Source organism: Kluyvera sichuanensis (assembly GCF_014218705.1).
Taxonomy (GTDB): Bacteria; Pseudomonadota; Gammaproteobacteria; order Enterobacterales; family Enterobacteriaceae; genus Kluyvera; species Kluyvera sichuanensis.
Genome location: NZ_JABBJF010000030.1, coordinates 14,577 through 32,198, shown reverse-complemented (window position 1 = coordinate 32,198; position 17,622 = coordinate 14,577). Strand labels below are relative to the sequence as shown.

Below are 17,622 nucleotides of genomic sequence, written 5' to 3'. Positions count from 1 at the left end.
TTATCGTGATTGTATAAATAATCACATGTGAATATATATTCTTACCGATAAGGAAACGAACTATGTCCAGACGTGAAGTGAAGCAATGGCAGCGTTTTGAATATGTGGGACAGGTCAGTGACGACCCGCGTCACTTTACCGATTCCTGGCTTACGGCCACGTTCATTCATGATGAACTCGCGCAGACGGTCTACGGCTTCTACAACGATAACGGCGAGTTTATTCTGCGTTTTATGCCGGACAAACCGGGCGAATGGCGCTATACCCTGGCGTCAAATATTCCAACGCTTCACGGCCAGAGCGGCGCGTTTTTCTGTCACGCAGCCCCTGAGGAAAAAGGCCCGGTTCAGCGCGATGGCGAGGGACATTTTTGCCGCGCCGACGGCACGCCGTTCTACCCGTTTGGCACAACCGCCTACGTCTGGAACTACCAGAGCGAAGCCGTGCAGGCGCAAACTTACGCCTCGCTTGCCGCCAGCCCGTTCAATAAAATTCGCATGTGCGTCTTCCCGAAGCACTATCGCTACAATCTGGCCGAGCCAGAACATTTCCCCTTCCCCGGCAACATTGAGTCTGGGTTCGATACCCAACGTTTTAACGTCGCCTTCTTCGACCAGCTCGAACAGCAGATAGCCACCCTGGATGAGATGGGCATTGAAGTCGATCTGATTATTTTCCATCCGTATGACCGCTGGGGCTTCTCTGCCCTGCCCGCCGAAGTGGATCGCCGCTATATCCGTTATCTGGTGGCGCGTCTGGCGTCGTTTAAAAATATCTGGTGGTCGCTCGCCAATGAGTTCGATCTGCTGAAAGCGAAAACGATGGCCTTCTGGGATGAAGCGATCGCGCAAATCCAGCGCGAAGACCCGTCCCGCCATTTGATCTCCATTCACAACTGGCATAACCCGCCGATCCACTATCGTTCTAACGCGCATTGGTACGATCACCACAACCCCGCGCTCACCCACGCCAGCATTCAGCATCACGATATGCACTTTGTCCCGGAATGGCGCGAGGCGTTTAAGAAACCCATTGTGATTGACGAGTGCTGCTATGAGGGCAACGTCGACCTCGGCTGGGGCAACATTACGGCGCAGAAAATGGTGGCGCAGTTCTGGCACGGCGTCTGCCTCGGCGGCTACGTGACCCACGGCGAAACCTTCCTCAGCGACGATGAGATTATCTGGTGGTCGCACGGCGGCAAGCTCAAAGGAGAGAGCGTGGCGCGCATTGCGTTCCTGCGCCAACTGCTGGAAGACGGTCAGCCGAAGCGCCTGACCGCGCAGCCGTGGGGCAGCCATTGGGATACGTCGATGGGGCTAAGCGGCAGCGACTACGCGCTGTTCTACTTTGGCGAGTACTGCCCCGGCTTCAAGATGATGACCATGCTCGAAGAGGGCAGCCGCTGGAAAGTGGAGATTATCGATACCTGGGCGATGACCATCACCCCGGTTGAAGGGCTTATCCAGCACGGTGACAAACTGGAACTGCCGGGCAAACCGTGGATCGCGCTGCGCCTGCAGCGCGCATAACTCATTATACCAGCAGCTCGGTTATCCCATCGGAACTGAGCTGCACCAGCCCTTTCACCCCATAGTAATAGCCGGTTTTGTAGTGGCGAATGTGGATCTCACGGATATGCCGGTCCGGGCTGTCGTTGAGCATTCCCTGCGTTAGCGGCAGAATTTCATCGCCATAGTCTTCAAACAGCTCCCCGGTCACAATCACGTTTTTGATGTTGTGGATGGGTGCGGTACAGCAGATAGCGAAATAGAGCGCCTTCGCGGTCGAGAGCAACGTTTCGGGTTTATTCTCTTCGCTGACGTAAAATGCCTGCTCAATGCCACCTTCATAGGGCAGATGGACTATCTCAGGGTAAAAACCGTTCTCGCCGAGGCCAGTCTCACCGTTCATACAATAGCCGTAGCCCAGGCTACCAAAGCCCGGCATAAACGCCACCCAGGATGAGCCCGGTGAAAGCTTGGCAAGCATGTGGCTGGTACAGTGCGCAATATTAAAAATCTGCGCCGTGATCCCAATCGCCTCTTCAACATCGCGCTTCAGGTTGACGTTGTTTTCGATAAACAGCGGGCAGTAGCGCACGATGCCGGTGTAGTGTTCAATCCCCCCCTGCAACGCGATGCTAATGATTTTGATACGGGACAGCAGAACGCCTGCGGATTCACAGAGCGATTTAACGCAGTCGACCACAATCTGCACCAGCGATGCTGGCGACATCACCTCCGCCAGCGCCCCATCATATTTGGCGAGCGCGGTCTGCTGCGTATTGTAGTCATTGAGCGTCGCCTGCAAGTTCCCTCTTCGCAGCATGATATTGACGCTAAACCAGGTTTGCGATTTGACCGCCAGCATCTGCTGCGGGCGACCAAAAGCGATATCTTTGACCTCGCGTTCTTCGATAAGCCGGTCAGCCAACAGCTGAGAGGTCAGCTTGGTGATATACGCTTTGGTCACGCCGAGTCGACGGGTCATTTCCGCCCGCGACTCATTTTCACTGTGCAGAATATTGAGGATCTGCTTTTTATAATCCATGGTGTTCAACCTCGGTGCGCGTGATAACTTCCTGGCGCCGGTATCATAACACCCTGGCGGCGTATTACCTGCTCTTCTCTTTTTGCCGCAAAACGAGCACCCAATCACTTCCCGTTTCCGGCGGATCAATGCTCAGGAAGAAGGTTTCGGAAATATCATCACTCACCCGGTTCATAATGCCGTATCGCGGGTCAAACCAGGCAATCTCAAACCCGGTCTGGGCGAAATCGCGTACGTCGACCACGATATTCTGCTGCTCCGGAACATAAACCGCTATCCAGCGACACTTCTCATCACGCATCGCCCGGCAGTGACGGCTGTCGGTTGGGTTGGCACTTTGCAGCAGCGTTTGGTCAGGCACCCGATGCTGCCAGTCCGGCAGCGATTCCATAAAGCGGCGCAGCTGGCCGATGTTAAACGCGCCCGGATAATCAAGGACGTTAAACCAGTACGGGATAGTGTCGCCCTGATAGGTGCTGGCGGCGCTTTCCGGGATCGCCACGCTGTCGTCCTCCGGGCGGCGCATCTGCCAGAGGCTGTAGCAGCCGTAGGTGATCCCTGCCCCGCCGGCAAACACCGACCAGTAGCTGGTACGCCGTATTTCGCGGTCGGTGAAGCGGCTGGCATCCTGCGAACGTTTGAACTGATGCTGACACATGACCGGATGCGCTTCATAGCACGGTTCGCTGTCGAGCACCGGTTTATCCTGGCGTTGGTAGTCCATTTCAATCGGCCGCCATGAGGGATAGGCCTGACCCATATGGCCGGTTTGCCAGACCAAAAAATCGTGCCACGGCCGTTCGCCTAGCATATCCAGGGTGCTGCGTCCTCCCTGGCTGTGCACGGTCAGCAGCGCGTCACCGCTGGCACCCAGCCGCAGCCCTTTTGCCATCGCCTCCAGCAGGTCACGCTGCTCGTCGCTGGCGATGGCACGATCGCCGCCAATCATCCAGATAAGACCAATATCACGCATTTTATCGCTAAGATAACGGCAAAACCCTGACACGTTATGAACATTAAACAGCGGCTTTTTATCGGTCCCCCAGCTGTTATTGACGCTCCAGTGGGAGCCCCACATTGGCACCAGCGCAATAAAAATACCCAGGCGGTTCGCCATTTCGCTCACCTGGCGAACGTGGTCAAAGTAGGCCTCGTTCGGCTCGAGCGTGGTGAGGTCATGGAACGGCACATGCCCTCCAGCATAGGTTGGCGTATGCAGCCCATCGAGTTCGCATACTGCCACCGCTTGCACCACGTTAAATCCCTTCTCCGCCCGGTTACGCAGATAGCGCTCTGCCTCCTCTAGCGTGAGCTTATGAAACAGTTCCCAGGCGGTGCAGGCCGTATAGAAAAATGGCTGATTATTGTCGTCATAAAAGCTTCGTCCATTAATGTGCAGTTTTTTCATAACCTACTCCTGATGATAAAGATGGGCTGTCCTGGAGAAACGCCTGGCAGGCTTTTTCGTCCAGTTTGTAGCGAGAGAACAGGAACGCGGCGAGGAACATACAGGCCGCAGGAAGCCAGGCGTACAGCAAGGTGAAAGCGGAAAGCTGGGTCGGTGAGGCGCTGGTCATGGTGTCCGGGTTGTAGCCATACCAGGCGAGAACATAGCCAATAATCGCGCCGCCAATCGCCATACCGGCCTTGGTGGCAAACAGCATCCCGCCGCCGATCATACCGTTAATACGCACGCCGTAGCGGTGGAAACCATAATCCGCCACGTCGGCCACGGTCGCCCACAGGATAACGGCGATAAGCTCAACCGCCAGCGTCGCCAGAACGAACAGCGCGGCGTGCAGATAGATGGCGTTGGTTGGGGTGAGACCGATAATCAGGGTGATCACCCCGCCGACAATCTGGCTGGCAACCAGCAGCGGAATGCGCTTCACCCAGCCTTTTTTCAGGCAGTAGCCGGTGAGGAGCGGCGCAACAATTCCAGCGATGGAACCGGCGGTCAGCAGCAGGCTGAGGAAAGAAGCCGGCATCTCCAGCACGTATTTCACAAAGTAGGCCGCCGCGCCAAACTTCAGCGTGTTCATGATCATCACCACCAGCTGCGCGGCAAAGACAATCATCGCCTGGTCGTTTTTAAAGACGAACTGCACCTGTTCTTTCAGGCTCAAATTCTGGCCGGTATCCGGCAGCACGCGCTCGGTGGTATTGAAATAGCACAGCAGCACCAGTAGCGTGGATAGCACCCCAATACCGCACATCACCACGCGGTAGCCAAGCACGTCGTTATCAAACAGCGCAATCAGCGTCGGCACCAGCAGCGAGCAGATGAGATAGGAGACTTTCGCCAGCGGGAAACGAATGGCGTTTATTTGAATACGCTCTTCGCTGTCGGCGGAAATCGCCCCTAATAGCGAGACGTAAGGCACCACTACCAGGCTAAAGGTCAGCACCAGAATGATGTAGGTGACGTAGGCATACAGCGTGCGCCCGGTTTCTCCGAGGTCTGGCGAAAAGAAGACGGCGGCGCAGCTCAAACCGTAAGGCACCGCGAACCACAGCAGCCAGGGACGATAACGCCCGAGGCGCGAGCGGGTGCGGTCGGAGAGTGAGCCAATCACCGGGTCGCTAATGGCATCAATCAGGCGGGTAATTAAAAACAGGGTGCCCATCGCCGCCGGGTTCAGCTTAAACACGTCGGTGTAGTAGATGGACAAAAACATCATGGTCATGCCCATGAAGATATTGGCAGAGGTATCCCCCAGCCCGTAGCAAAACTTTTCGCGAAAGCGTATTGGGGTTGTGGCGAGTGTTTTCATTGTTGTTCACCATCGAAGTTCGCACTGTAGGATTCAGCGATCCGCACATTAGTAAACTGCAGAAACAAAGTTAAGCCCATTTAGTTTCTTTTGTGAACTTAGTCAATAAATAAACACCCCAACAAAAACAGCGATGTTTATAAAATAAATAAATTCAAAGAGATAAAATCACTCTTTGATTAAAGAGCGTGCGGTAGGGTAATCCGTAATCAATACGTCGATGTATTTTCCCTGCAGCGCACCGCGGATGGCGTTGCTTTTTTCCACGCCGCCGGCAAGCGCAACCACGTGCGGGCAGGCGCGGGTTTGCTCAAGCTCCATGCCGATCACCGGGTCTTCTTCACGACTCAGCACCGGGCGGCCTTCGGCATCGTAATAGTGCAGACAGATATCGCCCACCGCACCGCGTTCGGCCAGCAGTTCGAGCATGGTTTCGTTGTAGTAGTTACCGGAGTTTTTCAGCAGCTGAGAAGGCTCAAGCTCGCCGATGCCGACAATGGCGACGTCCACTTCAGCAAATTTATCCACCACCGCCGCCACGTCCGGGCTGTTGACCAGGCGCTCGCGCTCTTCTACCGAGTGTTCAATGCTTTGCGACGGCAACAGCCAGGCCGGGCAGCCGAGGTGCGCCGCCAGCTGCTGCGTCAGAATGGTGGCCTGCACGTTGCCGTTCGGCCCAACGCCGCCCAGCAGTTGAATCACGCCAGCGGCGCGAATATTCTGCGGGTGCATCTCATCCACCATGCAACGGATGGTGCTGCTCCAGGAAGAGATCCCCACCAGATCTTCCGGACGCAGTCGCGTTTCGACGTAGTGCGCCGCCGCGCTGCCAATCGCATGTTTGACCTGCGCATTGCTGGCGTTTTCCCCCACGTCGACGACGATAGCCTGGCGAATGCCGTAACGCTCCTCAATGGCCTTCTCCAGCTCGACAAAAATATTGGTCGGCTGAACGACGGTGATCTTCACCAGCCCCTCTTTCTGACAGCGCGTCAACGCGCGCGAGACAAAAGATTGCGACAGATGCAGCAACGAGGCGATCTCAGACTGTTTTTTATTTTCGCTGTAGTAAAGCGTGGCTATCTTTACCAACAGCCGCTGTTCATCCTGCTTTGACATGGCATTCCCCTTAATTCCCTGCCCGTTATTTTTATTCATCGCTGAATAGATAACAAGCATGGCCTGTCGGCAGGCCAGAGTGCAAATGTGATCGTTTTCTCTTTTTGTAGAAAATAGCCTGTACAAGTCGTGGACAAACCGGATAGCAGGGCATATCTTACCATTATGAATAATAAATCAGTAGTGAATATATATTCCAGCCGATAGAAAAAGGCCGCGTTTACGCAGGATGTGACGGGGTCAGGATGGTCGGCGTTTTTTTTCACCCTGATTGAATATTTATTCAAAGTGGAATTAACATTCAAGAGGTATTCTATGAATCCGTTTTCGCTCTCCATCGAGGCGTTAGAGAAGAAAGCACGGGCCATTCGCCGCCGCATCATTGTGCTGAACGCCGAAAGCCCTGCGGGCGGCCATACCGGGGCCGACCTGTCGCAGGTTGAACTGCTCACCGCCCTCTACTTCCGTATTCTCAACTGTTCGCCAGAGCTGAAAAGCAGCGACGAGCGGGATATCTATATTCAGTCCAAAGGTCACGCGGTGGGCGGCTACTACTGCGTGCTGGCGGAAGCCGGATTTATCCCTGAATCCTGGCTTGCCACCTATCAGCACGCCGACTCTCATCTGCCGGGCCACCCCGTTCGTCACAAAACGCCGGGGATTGAGCTGAATACCGGCGCGCTGGGTCACGGCCTGCCGGTCGCCGTCGGCATTGCGCTGGCCGCTAAACGCGATAACAGCAAACGCCGCGTCTTCGTCGTCACCGGCGACGGCGAACTGGCGGAAGGCAGCAACTGGGAGGCGGCGCTGGTCGCGGCACACTACCAGCTGGATAACCTGTTTATTATCAACGATAAAAACAGCCTTCAGCTCGCAGGCCCAACCAAAGAAATTCTCAATACCGACCCGCTGGATGAAAAATGGCGCGCCTTCGGGATGGAAGTGACCGAGTGCAGCGGTAACAACATGGCCGACGTGGTCGCCACCCTCGAAGGGCTTCAGCCGCACGGTAAACCGCACGTCGTCATTGCCCATACCACTAAAGGTGCCGGTGTCTCCTTTATTCAGGGGCGTTCGGAGTGGCACCACCGGGTACCGAAAGGTGAAGAAATTGAACTGGCGCTGGAGGAACTGAAAGATGAGTAATAGCGAACATCTGGCCACCGTCATGGTGAATGCGTTTATCGATGCCGTCGAGCGCGGCGTTGACCTGGTTCCGGTGGTGGCAGACTCCACCTCAACCGCCAAAATCTCGCCGTTTATGCAGAAATTTCCCGGCCGCCTGGTCAACGTCGGCATCGCGGAACAGACGCTGGTTGGCGCCGCCGCTGGTCTGGCGCTGGGCGGCAAAGTGGCGGTAACCTGCAACGCCGCACCGTTCTTGATCTCTCGCGCCAACGAGCAGATCAAAGTCGATATCTGCTACAACAACACCAATGTGAAGCTGTTTGGCCTGAACTCCGGTGCCAGCTACGGCCCGCTCGCCAGCACCCACCACAGCATTGACGATATTGCGGTGATGCGCGGCTTCGGCAATATCGAAATCTACGCCCCCTCCTGCCCGCTTGAGTGTCGGCAAATTATCGATTACGCCCTCGAGCACGTCGGCCCGGTCTATATTCGTCTGGACGGTAAAGCGCTGCCCGAACTGCACGATGAGCATTACCGCTTTGCGCCGGGGAAAATTGACGTGCTGCGCAAAGGCAAAGATGTGGCGCTGGTGGCGATGGGTTCAACGGTTCACGAAATCGTCAGCGCAGCCGCACAACTGATGGAAAAGGGTATTGATGCTACGGTTCTCAGTGTACCTTCTATTCGCCCTTGTGATACCGCTCAACTGCTGTCGCTGCTCAAGCCGCACCGGGCCGTGGTCAGCGTAGAAGAACATAATATCAACGGCGGCGTTGGCAGCCTGGTGGCCGAAGTGCTGGCCGAAGCAGGCTGCGCCATACCGCTGCGCCGACTCGGCATTAGCGATGGGAAATATGCCCTGGCCGCCGATCGCGCCGCCATGCGGGCCTACCACGGCATTGATGCCGCAGGGATCGTAAAACAAGCCACCGCGCTGTGCCCGGAGCGGGCAATACAATAAAAAAAGACGAACATCTTACTGGAGAACATGCAATGTCCCGAATTCCTCACACCTTGACGATGGGCGTCATTATTGGCAACCGTGGATTTTTCCCAAGCTACCTGGTGGCAGAAGCCCGCGAGCAGGCCACCCGACTTTTTGCCCGTCTCGGCATTAACACCATTATGCTGAACGACACGCAGACCGAACTGGGCGGCGTGGAAACGCGCCAGGATGCAAAAATCTGCGCCGATCTGTTCCGCGCTCACCGCGATGAAATTCACGGTGTGGTCGTCCTGTTACCAAACTTTGGTGATGAAAAAGCCGTCGCCGAAACCCTGCGCCTGTCCGGACTCAACGTACCGGTGCTGGTACAGGCAGAAGAGGATAACCTCGATAAGATGGGGCTGGCGACGCGTCGCGATAGCTTCTGCGGCAAAATCTCACTGTGCAACAACCTGCGCCAGTACGGCATTCCGTTTACCCTCACCACCCAGCACGTTTGCGCCCTTGAGAGTGACGTGTTCGCCCAGGATCTGCAGCGCTTTGCTCAGGTCTGCCGCGTGGTTAGCAGCATGCGCGGCGTGCGCGTTGGCGCTATCGGCGCGCGTCCGGCGGGCTTCAACACCGTCCGCTACAGCGAAAAACTGCTCGAAAGATTAGGGATCGCTGTAGAAACCCTCGACCTGTCCGAAGTCTTCACCCGCATTAAACAGCTTCGCGACGACGATATTCGTGTCGATGAGAAGCGCCGCCTGCTGCTCGACAACGCCGATGCCAGCCGCATTCCTGCCGATAAGCTGGTCACCATGGCGAAACTGTTTGTGGTTATCAGCGAATGGGTTATCGCTAACGACATCGACACTACGGCTATCCAGTGCTGGACCTCGCTGCAGGAGAACTTAGGCATTAACGTCTGCTCAATTATGAGCGTAATGTCCGGCCAGCTGATGCCGAGCGCCTGCGAAGTGGACGTGATGGGGGCGCTGTCGATGTACGCGCTTGCCAGCAGCAACCTCAGCCCGGCCTCTATCGCCGACTGGAACAATAACTTTGGCGACGATCGCGACAAATGCGTGCTGTTCCACTGCGGCAACTTTGCCTCCACCAGCCTCGAATCGCCGCACATGGGGACCGCTGATATCATCGGCACCACCGTCGGCAAAGAGAACACCTGCGGCGCGGTGCATGGGCGCATGAAAAGCGGCGAACTCACCTACTTCCGCTTAAGCACTGACGACCTTACCGGTGAAATCAAAGCCTACGTGGGCGAAGGCCGTTCGGTCGACGATCCGCTGGATACTGTCGGCTGCCGCGCGGTGATTCAGGTTCCACACCTGGAAAACCTGCTGTCGTGGATCTGCCGCGAAGGCTTCGAGCACCATGTCGCCATGAACCACTCCGCCTGCGCGGGGGTATTGCATGAAGCCTTTACCCGCTATCTTGGGGTTAACACCTACCTGCACCAGTGAGGCGACCGTGGCCAGTAAAGAGGTAATTATTGCCCTCGACGAGGGCACGACTAACGCCAAAGCCGTCGCGCTGGATGCGCGCGGCCGCGTGCTGGCGTCCTGCTCGCAGCCGCTGACCATCAGCACACCACGCGATGGCTGGGTCGAACAGCCCGCGGAGTTGTTGATTGAGGCCTCCATCAGCGTACTCGCGCAAGTCATTGAGACGGTAGGCGCGGAAAACGTTGCCGCGCTGGCCATCAGCAACCAGCGCGAAACCGCCGTTGGCTGGTACCGTCGCAACAGCCGCCCGCTCGGCGCCGCGCTGACCTGGCAGTGCTCACGCACCGCCGGGTTCTGCCAGTCTCTCCGTCAACAGGGAAAAGAGGCGCGTATCAAAGCAGTAACCGGTCTCCCGATCGCGCCGCTTTTCTCTGCCTCTAAGATGCGCTGGCTGCTGGACTCGGTGCCTAACGGCGCGGAGCTGGCGGCGCGCGGTGAGATCTGTTTGGGCACCGTCGACAGCTGGCTGCTGTGGAACCTGACCGGCGGAGAAGCCTTCTGCTGCGACTACTCCAACGCGGCGCGCACACAGCTATTTAATCTGCACACCGCCGGGTGGGATAACGAGATGTTGGATCTCTTCGCCATTCCGCGTGAAGCGCTACCCGAGATTCGTCCTTCCAGCGGGCTTTTCGGCTATACCCGCGGCTGCCACGGGATCCCTGATGGTATCCCAATCATGGCCGCCATCGGCGACTCCCACGCGGCGCTGTTCGCCCACGGCCTCGGCAGCGAGGGCTGCGTCAAAGCCACCTACGGTACCGGATCTTCAGTGATGGCACCGGTCAATTCGGCGCAGTCCGGGGTGAATTCGCTGGCGACCACCGTAGCCTGGCACGACGGCGAACGCCTGGTGTACGGGCTTGAAGGCAATATCCCGCATACCGGCGATGCGGTCGCCTGGATGGTCGAAAGCACGGGGCTGGATCTGCTATCGCCTGCCGAGCTGGCGCAGCAGCTCAGCCAGCTTCCGGCCTCGGTGGACTCCACGCTTGGCGTCTATTTCGTGCCGGCCTTAACCGGGCTCGGCGCCCCCTGGTGGGATGAAAACGCCCGCGGGATGATTCGCGGGCTAAGCCGTGGCGTGAAGCGCGCGCACCTGATTCGTGCAGCGCTGGAGTCCATCGCCTATCAGATTGCCGACGTGGTGATGACCATGCGCCAGCATAGCGATTTCCACCTCACGGCGCTGATGGTCGACGGTGGCCCGACGCGCAACGACTGGCTGATACAGTACCAGGCTGACCTGCTCGGCTGCCCGGTGATGCGCAGCGACGTGACCGAGCTGTCGGCAATGGGCGCAGCGCTGTTGGCGCGCAAAGCCCTGCTCAACCTGCCAGTGCAGGAGCTGCGGCAGTTTTTGCCAGAGCACGTTAGCTTCCTGCCGGATATGACTCGCCACGGGCGGCTGCAAAAACGCTGGCATGAATGGCAATCTGCCGTTGAACTGACCCGGCTGCAAAAAACATCCGCCTGACGCCTTGCCGGAGGGGCGAAGCGATGGCTTCCCCCTCCTTACCCGCTTATTCATAGCCATAAATATGACCAGCCATCGAAAATACCGAATCAACCGCCAGACACAACCTCATTGATAAAATAAAAAATCAAAAATTGCGGCTTTAGTCAGATTTATCCACCATAAAAATATAGTTCCGCACGGCAATTACCCCTATTATTCTCCTGAAACATTCATACAAACAATGAAACAATTGTCTGAATTAAGGAACCGAATGAATACCCAAACACGGACACGGAATGAAGTGGGTGAAAGCCGCCTGATGACGGGCTTTCTTAACGCGATAGAAAAAGCAGGGAACCGGTTACCCGAACCGGCAATGATCTTTTTCTACTTTTTACTGATTGTGATGGGCCTGTCGGCAGTGCTGTCGATGGTGACCTTTGATGTGATAAACCCGATGACGCAGGAAGCGGTGAAGGTGAACAACCTGCTCTCTCCTGAAGCGTTGACCAATACGCTGGCCAATATGGTCACCACTTTCACCGGCTTTGCACCGCTGGGGATCGTACTGGTGGCGATGCTGGGCGTGGGCGTGGCGGAAAGCTCCGGCTTTATTAACGTCGCGCTGAAAAAGATGCTGCGCGTGACGCCAAAGCGCCTGCTGACGCCAATGCTGATCTTTGTGGCGATGTTCAGCCACGTGGCGGCAGATGCAGGCTACGTGCTGGTGATTCCGCTGGGCGCGATTATCTTTATGTCTGCCGGCCGTCATCCGCTGGTCGGGATTGCCGCCGCGTTCTCCGGCGTATCCGGTGGCTTTGCCGCCAACATGGTACCCACCGGTAACGATGCGCTGCTGCAGGGCTTTACCCAGGCTGCCGCCCAGCTGCTGGACAGCACCTACACCGTTAACACCCTGTGCAACCTGTTCTTCGGCATCGCCTCCTCCATCATCATTACGCTGGTTGGCTGGTGGGTCACCGAGCGCATCGTCGAGCCACGCGTCAGCAAAATGGCCATCGACGGCGACTTCAAACACGATGAAGATATGTCCAGTGTCTCCCCGCAGGAGAGCCGCGCCTTTAGCCGTGCTTCCCTGGTGATGATGCTCGGTCTGGCGGCACTGGCCGCGGCGGCCTGGCCAGAAGGGTCGATGCTGCGTGGCACCGACGGTTCACTGACCTCCTACAGCGCGCCGATTATGAAGTCCATCGTGCCGCTGATTTTCCTGATCTTCATTCTGCCGGGTATCGTCTACGGCTTTGTCTCCGGCACCTTTAAAACCGGCAAAGACGTAATTGGCGCGATGAACGACTCCATGAGCAAAATGGGTTCGTACATGGTGATGGCCTTCTTCTGCGCCATGTTTATCAAAGCGTTCAGCGACTCCAACATTGGTACGCTGTTCGCGCTGATGGGCGCCGACGGTCTGAAAGCGCTGGAGTTACCGGGGCAGGCAACGATTATCGGCATGATTGTGCTGACGGCGGTGGTGAACCTGCTGATTGGCTCTGCATCGGCTAAATGGGCACTGCTGTCGCCAATTATGGTGCCAATGCTGATGGCGGTAGGGATTTCGCCGGAGTTGACTCAGGCGGCGTTCCGTATCGGTGACTCCTGCACCAACATCATCACCCCGCTGATGGTCTTCTTCCCGCTGATCGTTATCTACTGCCAGCGCTACGTGAAGGGCGCGGGGGTGGGTACGCTAGTCTCGATGATGATGCCGTACTCCATCGCCTTCTTCGTGGCGTGGAGCATCCTGCTGCTGGTGTGGTGGGGTGTAGGTCTGCCGTTGGGTATCGCGGCGCCGTATACCTGGAGCCCGAGTTAAGCATCAGGTTCTGAACCGCCCCCTCACCCTAACCCTCTCCCCAATGGGGAGAGGGAACCGTTCGTCGCCCGGACGAGGCTACACGGCTAAATGGGCAAAATTGCCTAATACGTTGTGCAAAATCCCCACCCCTTTCTGCACCTGCTCGGCGCTGATGGTGCATGGAGGTACTACGTGAATCCGGTTTTCCACCACGAAGCTCAACAGCCCCGCTTCGGTTAACGCGCCTTTAATTTCTGCCATATCCCCTGCCGCCAGCGGCGTTTTCTTCGCTCGGTCGCTCACCAGTTCCAGCGCCTGGAACACCCCACGCCCGCGCACTTCACCCACCAGCGGTGACGCGGCGGCCAGCGCTTCCAGCCCCTGACGCAGCACGCCGTTACCGATACGCGCCGCGTTCTCCACGATCCCTTCGTCCTTCATCGCATCAAGGGTGGCAATAATCGCCGCCATCGCCAGCGGATGCCCGGAATAGGTCAGCCCACCGGCAAAGAAGTGATCGTCAAAATAGTGGGCGATCTTGTCGCTGATGATCACCCCACCGGCCGGAACGTACCCGGCGTTCACCCCTTTAGCGAAGGTGATCAGATCCGGTACGATCCCATCCTGCTCGAAGGCAAACCAGCTACCGGTACGGCCAAACCCGGCCATCACTTCATCGAGGATCAGGATAATCCCGAACTCATCTGCCAGCGCCCGCACGCCTTTCATATAGCCTTCCGGCGGCACCAGAATCCCTGCCGTGCCCGGAATGGATTCCAGCAGAATTGCGGCAATGGAAGACGGGCCTTCGCATTCGATCATCCGCCGCAGGTGCGCCAGCGCGCGGCTGCACTCTTCCTGTTCGGAGGTGGCATTAAATTCCGTGCGGTAGAGGTACGGGTTAAAGAAGTGGACGTGGCCGCGCGAATATTCGTTCGGCACACGACGCCAGTCGCCGGTGGCGGCAATCGCGCTGCCGGTATTGCCGTGATAGGAGCGGTAGGCCGACAGCACCTTGTCGCGCCCAGTGTACAGACGCGCCATGCGGATGGCGTTCTCGTTGGCATCGGCCCCGGCGTTGGTGAAGAACACCTTGCTAAAGCCTTCCGGCGCCAGCCCAATAATGCGTTTTGCCGCTTCGCCGCGTGCCAGGTTGGCGGTGGCCGGGGCAATAGTGACCAGCGTTTCCAGCTGTTCTTTCATCGCCGCCAGCACGCGTGGGTGCTGGTAGCCAAGATTCACGTTCACCAGCTGGCTGCTGAAATCAAGATAGGTTTTCCCGTCGTAATCCCATAGCTCGCACCCTTTCGCGCCGGCAATCACCAGCGGGCTCAGGTTGCCCTGCATCGACCAGGAATGAAAAACATACTCTCTGTCCAGTTGGCGAACCGCTTTGTTGTTCAACTCTGTCATTCGTCGTTCCTCGCATACCGTTGGCTGTGATTCATCATGTCGTCGGCACAAAAAAAAGTGATAGAGCCAGTGTAGTCGCGGCGCTGTGACAACGGTGTCACATCGCCATCCGCCGACTGGCTCTCGGCAGGACGCGCGGCGGTTTTTATAGTGGCCGGAACAACCTGCACAGGAGAGCACAATGCAAAAGCGTAAAGTGGTGTTTATTACCGGAGCGACCTCCGGCTTTGGGGAAGCGGCGGCGCACGTGTTTGCGCGCGCAGGGTGGGCGCTGGTGCTGAGCGGACGTCGGCTCACAAGGCTACAGGCGCTGCAGGCCGAGCTGGCACAGTGGGTACCGGTGCATGTGATTGAGCTGGACGTGCGCGACAGCGCGGCAGTGGACGCTGCCGTCGCCGCACTGCCGCTGGACTTTATCGATGTCACCGCCCTTATCAATAACGCCGGGCTGGCGCTGGCGCCGCAGCCGGCGCAAAAGGTGGATCTGTCCGACTGGCATACCATGATTGATACTAACGTCACCGGGCTGGTGAACGTGACGCACGCCCTGCTGCCGACGCTGATTCGCCACGGCGCGGGGGCGAGCATTATTAATATCGGCTCAATTGCCGGGCAGTGGCCTTATCCCGGCAGCCACGTTTATGGTGCCAGCAAGGCGTTTGTGAAGCAGTTTAGCTATAACCTGCGCTGCGATCTGTTAGGCACCGGCGTGCGCGTCACCGACCTTGCACCGGGCATTGCCGAGACCGAGTTTACGCTGGTGCGCACCAAGGGAGACCAGGCAGCATCGGACGCGCTGTATCGCGGCACCACGCCATTGTCCGCGCTGGATATCGCCGAGCAGATGTTCTATATCGCCACCCTGCCGGACCATATGAATATTAACCGCGTGGAGGTGATGCCGGTGCGTCAGGCGTGGCAGCCGTTTGCGATTGATAGGGATTAGTGTGGTTTTTTCCCCTTCCTTCCAGGGCTGTCTTTTGTGGTGACAGTTATCCAATAAGGGGAGATGCATGTAGGTTTATCACTCTGTTGCGCTCCCTTCCTGCACGAGCCATATAAACTGCGTGGGCGCAGGGATCGCTTCGGCGATTTAGACGCCACCCAAAACCGTGCGGTCTTTTAGCTAACAGCAAAAACCAGAGTGACTGAAACGGCGGAGTCCCCGCTGGAAATCGGCGAGCCGTAGCACGGAAGACAAGGTCAGGACGCCATGGATGGCGGACTGAGGCGAACCGAGACAGGACGTCGAGTTTCGCCGTGCCGCAGGCTGGAGTCGTAGGCGAGCGCAGTGCGAAGCACCGATTTCCCTGCGGGGCCGCGGGGATTGCCAAGGGGTGCGCGGCCGCACCCCTTGGCCCGTTCACCGGTGAAGGGACTTCATATTCCACCCGACGTAAAGTGAACGGAACCTTTCACCTTACTGCCATATATTCAGTTTTACCCTAGAGAACCATCCCGCGCTGCCTGTACTAACGGCTACTCTGCAAAAACTGCCTCACACGCTCCGACTTCGGCGCGGTAAAGAAAACCTCTGGCGGCGCTTTCTCAATCAAAATCCCCTTCTCAAGAAACACCACTTCGTTCGACACCTGGCGGGCAAACTCCATCTCGTGCGTCACCACCACCATGGTATACCCCTCCGCCGCCAGCGATTTCATCACGCTCAGCACTTCGTTCACGCGCTCCGGGTCAAGCGCCGAGGTCGGTTCATCAAACAGCAGCACCTCTGGCGACATCGCCAGCGAACGGGCAATTGCCACCCGCTGCTTTTGCCCGCCGGAGAGCGTAATCGGATAGGCATCCGCTTTATGCTCCATCCCCACCTTCTCCAGTTGCTGATGGGCAATCTGCCGCGCTTCGTCGCGCTTCATGCCTTTTACATGCAGCAGCGCCTCCATCACGTTTTGCAGCACCGTCAGGTGTGGCCACAGGTTGAAGCTCTGAAACACCATCCCTACCCGCTCGCGGATCTTCGACAGTTCGCGGTGCGACATGCTTTTCCCGGAGCGATCGTCAACGCCAATGCGCTGCCCGCCGATACGGATCTCACCGCGGTCGGGCTGCTCCAGCCAGTTCATGCAACGCAGCAACGTCGATTTCCCTGAACCGGACGAACCGAGAATGCTGACCACCGTCCCCTTCTCCACCGTCAGGTTGATATCGCGCAGCACCTCTACGTTATCAAACTGCTTGGAGACATTTTTTACGCTTACCGCCGTGGTATCAGACATGGCTCATTCCTCTTTTAGCGCTATAAACACTCAACCGTTTCACCAGCAGTTCCAGCACGATGCTGATAGCCCAATACAGCGCAATGGCGACAATAAAGGCGTTAAACGGAATAAAATAGGTTGCCTGCACGCTGTTCGCGGCGGCAGTAATTTCCTGCACGGTAATAATGCTAAGAAACGCGGTATCCTTCAGGCAGATAATCAGCTGATTACCCAACAGCGGCAGCGCGGAGGAGAAAATATTCGGCAGGACGATACGGCGAAAAATGGTGTAACGGGAAAACCCCTGCACCACGGCGGCTTCAATATAGCCGTTGGAAAATACTCGCCGCTGGCTACGGAGAATCTCAAAGAAATAGGCACCGTGATAGATAATTAACGCCACCAGCCCCGCCGTCCACGCATCCAGGCTAATCCCCAACTCCGGCAGTCCGTAATAGAGTAAATAGGCCAGAATCAAAAACGGAATCGCCCGCATCAGGTTCACAAAGCCGACAATAACGTTATTCAGCACGCGCTTTTGATATTCGGTGAAATAACACAGCAGCGTGCCAATCAATAACCCACATACTGCGGCAATAATAAACAACTCAAGCGTCGCCAGCAGCCCGGCAATAAAATTGTCGTGCTCGGCCCAAATAATGGCCCATTGGTTCATGTGTCCTCCCG

At 57.1% G+C, this 17,622-nt stretch carries 14 protein-coding genes; 7 read left to right on the top strand and 7 right to left on the bottom strand.

Annotated elements, in window-relative coordinates; all coding sequences use genetic code 11:
- The first annotated feature begins 62 nt into the window (after positions 1–62).
- Positions 63–1,532 carry an apiosidase-like domain-containing protein gene (locus HII27_RS22100; RefSeq protein ID WP_185669573.1) on the top strand — a complete coding sequence of 490 codons (1,470 nt, stop codon included), beginning with the start codon at positions 63–65 and terminating at the stop codon, positions 1,530–1,532.
- Between the two features lie 4 nt (positions 1,533–1,536).
- Here the strand turns inward: HII27_RS22100 and HII27_RS22095 are convergent, their stop codons facing one another.
- From HII27_RS22095 to HII27_RS22080, 4 genes are all read right to left on the bottom strand, one after another.
- Positions 1,537–2,553, bottom strand: a complete 1,017-nt coding sequence (locus tag HII27_RS22095; RefSeq protein ID WP_185669572.1) for an ROK family protein — start codon at positions 2,551–2,553, stop codon at positions 1,537–1,539.
- A 64-nt stretch (positions 2,554–2,617) separates the two neighbouring features.
- On the bottom strand, positions 2,618–3,961 hold the full coding sequence (locus HII27_RS22090) for an apiosidase-like domain-containing protein (RefSeq protein WP_185669571.1): 1,344 nt from the start codon (positions 3,959–3,961) through the stop codon (positions 2,618–2,620).
- Positions 3,942–5,327, bottom strand: a complete 1,386-nt coding sequence (locus HII27_RS22085; protein WP_185669570.1) for an MFS transporter — start codon at positions 5,325–5,327, stop codon at positions 3,942–3,944. The genes HII27_RS22090 and HII27_RS22085 overlap by 20 nt, the downstream gene beginning before the upstream one ends.
- Positions 5,328–5,495: 168 nt before the next feature.
- Positions 5,496–6,446, bottom strand: coding sequence for a sugar-binding transcriptional regulator (locus HII27_RS22080; RefSeq protein WP_185669569.1), 951 nt, complete (start codon positions 6,444–6,446; stop codon positions 5,496–5,498).
- 315 nt (positions 6,447–6,761) lie between these two features.
- Here HII27_RS22080 and HII27_RS22075 point away from each other — a divergent pair, with 315 nt between their 5' ends.
- The 5 genes from HII27_RS22075 (at position 6,762) to HII27_RS22055 (ending at position 13,324) form a co-directional block, all read left to right on the top strand.
- Positions 6,762–7,592 carry a transketolase gene (locus HII27_RS22075; protein WP_185669568.1) on the top strand — a complete coding sequence of 277 codons (831 nt, stop codon included), beginning with the start codon at positions 6,762–6,764 and terminating at the stop codon, positions 7,590–7,592.
- Positions 7,585–8,538: a transketolase family protein gene (locus HII27_RS22070; RefSeq protein WP_185669567.1), complete on the top strand. Its 954-nt coding sequence runs from the start codon at positions 7,585–7,587 to the stop codon at positions 8,536–8,538. The genes HII27_RS22075 and HII27_RS22070 overlap by 8 nt, the downstream gene beginning before the upstream one ends.
- Positions 8,539–8,570: 32 nt before the next feature.
- Positions 8,571–9,989 carry an L-fucose/L-arabinose isomerase family protein gene (locus tag HII27_RS22065; protein WP_185669566.1) on the top strand — a complete coding sequence of 473 codons (1,419 nt, stop codon included), beginning with the start codon at positions 8,571–8,573 and terminating at the stop codon, positions 9,987–9,989.
- Positions 9,940–11,508 (top strand): FGGY family carbohydrate kinase, encoded by a 1,569-nt coding sequence (locus tag HII27_RS22060; RefSeq protein ID WP_185669565.1) that lies wholly within the window; start codon positions 9,940–9,942, stop codon positions 11,506–11,508. Before HII27_RS22065 ends, HII27_RS22060 begins: the two co-directional genes overlap by 50 nt.
- 253 nt (positions 11,509–11,761) lie before the next feature.
- A complete protein-coding gene (locus tag HII27_RS22055; RefSeq protein ID WP_185669564.1) occupies positions 11,762–13,324 on the top strand; it encodes an AbgT family transporter in 1,563 nt (520 codons plus the stop codon).
- A 78-nt stretch (positions 13,325–13,402) separates the two neighbouring features.
- On the opposite strand, the gene HII27_RS22050 is transcribed toward HII27_RS22055, so the two are convergent.
- On the bottom strand, positions 13,403–14,719 hold the full coding sequence (locus HII27_RS22050; RefSeq protein WP_185669563.1) for an aspartate aminotransferase family protein: 1,317 nt from the start codon (positions 14,717–14,719) through the stop codon (positions 13,403–13,405).
- A 181-nt stretch (positions 14,720–14,900) separates the two neighbouring features.
- Between HII27_RS22050 and HII27_RS22045 the strand changes: the two genes are divergently transcribed.
- Complete coding sequence (locus HII27_RS22045; protein WP_185669562.1) at positions 14,901–15,665, top strand: SDR family NAD(P)-dependent oxidoreductase; 765 nt, start codon at positions 14,901–14,903, stop codon at positions 15,663–15,665.
- 526 nt (positions 15,666–16,191) lie between these two features.
- On the opposite strand, the gene HII27_RS22040 is transcribed toward HII27_RS22045, so the two are convergent.
- Both HII27_RS22040 and HII27_RS22035 read right to left on the bottom strand, forming a co-directional pair.
- Entirely contained in the window at positions 16,192–16,953 is a 762-nt protein-coding gene (locus tag HII27_RS22040; RefSeq protein ID WP_185669561.1) for an amino acid ABC transporter ATP-binding protein, read from the bottom strand.
- Entirely contained in the window at positions 16,946–17,611 is a 666-nt protein-coding gene (locus tag HII27_RS22035) for an amino acid ABC transporter permease (RefSeq protein WP_123650079.1), read from the bottom strand. Before HII27_RS22035 ends, HII27_RS22040 begins: the two co-directional genes overlap by 8 nt.
- Positions 17,612–17,622: the final 11 nt, after the last annotated feature.

Coding starts and splice junctions, on each gene's coding strand:
- HII27_RS22100 (WP_185669573.1), top strand. CDS start 63: ATGTCCAGACGTGAAGTGAAGCAATGGCAGCGTTTTGAATATGTGGGA.
- HII27_RS22095 (WP_185669572.1), bottom strand. CDS start 2,553: ATGGATTATAAAAAGCAGATCCTCAATATTCTGCACAGTGAAAATGAG.
- HII27_RS22090 (WP_185669571.1), bottom strand. CDS start 3,961: ATGAAAAAACTGCACATTAATGGACGAAGCTTTTATGACGACAATAAT.
- HII27_RS22085 (WP_185669570.1), bottom strand. CDS start 5,327: ATGAAAACACTCGCCACAACCCCAATACGCTTTCGCGAAAAGTTTTGC.
- HII27_RS22080 (WP_185669569.1), bottom strand. CDS start 6,446: ATGTCAAAGCAGGATGAACAGCGGCTGTTGGTAAAGATAGCCACGCTT.
- HII27_RS22075 (WP_185669568.1), top strand. CDS start 6,762: ATGAATCCGTTTTCGCTCTCCATCGAGGCGTTAGAGAAGAAAGCACGG.
- HII27_RS22070 (WP_185669567.1), top strand. CDS start 7,585: ATGAGTAATAGCGAACATCTGGCCACCGTCATGGTGAATGCGTTTATC.
- HII27_RS22065 (WP_185669566.1), top strand. CDS start 8,571: ATGTCCCGAATTCCTCACACCTTGACGATGGGCGTCATTATTGGCAAC.
- HII27_RS22060 (WP_185669565.1), top strand. CDS start 9,940: ATGAAGCCTTTACCCGCTATCTTGGGGTTAACACCTACCTGCACCAGT.
- HII27_RS22055 (WP_185669564.1), top strand. CDS start 11,762: ATGAATACCCAAACACGGACACGGAATGAAGTGGGTGAAAGCCGCCTG.
- HII27_RS22050 (WP_185669563.1), bottom strand. CDS start 14,719: ATGACAGAGTTGAACAACAAAGCGGTTCGCCAACTGGACAGAGAGTAT.
- HII27_RS22045 (WP_185669562.1), top strand. CDS start 14,901: ATGCAAAAGCGTAAAGTGGTGTTTATTACCGGAGCGACCTCCGGCTTT.
- HII27_RS22040 (WP_185669561.1), bottom strand. CDS start 16,953: ATGTCTGATACCACGGCGGTAAGCGTAAAAAATGTCTCCAAGCAGTTT.
- HII27_RS22035 (WP_123650079.1), bottom strand. CDS start 17,611: ATGAACCAATGGGCCATTATTTGGGCCGAGCACGACAATTTTATTGCC.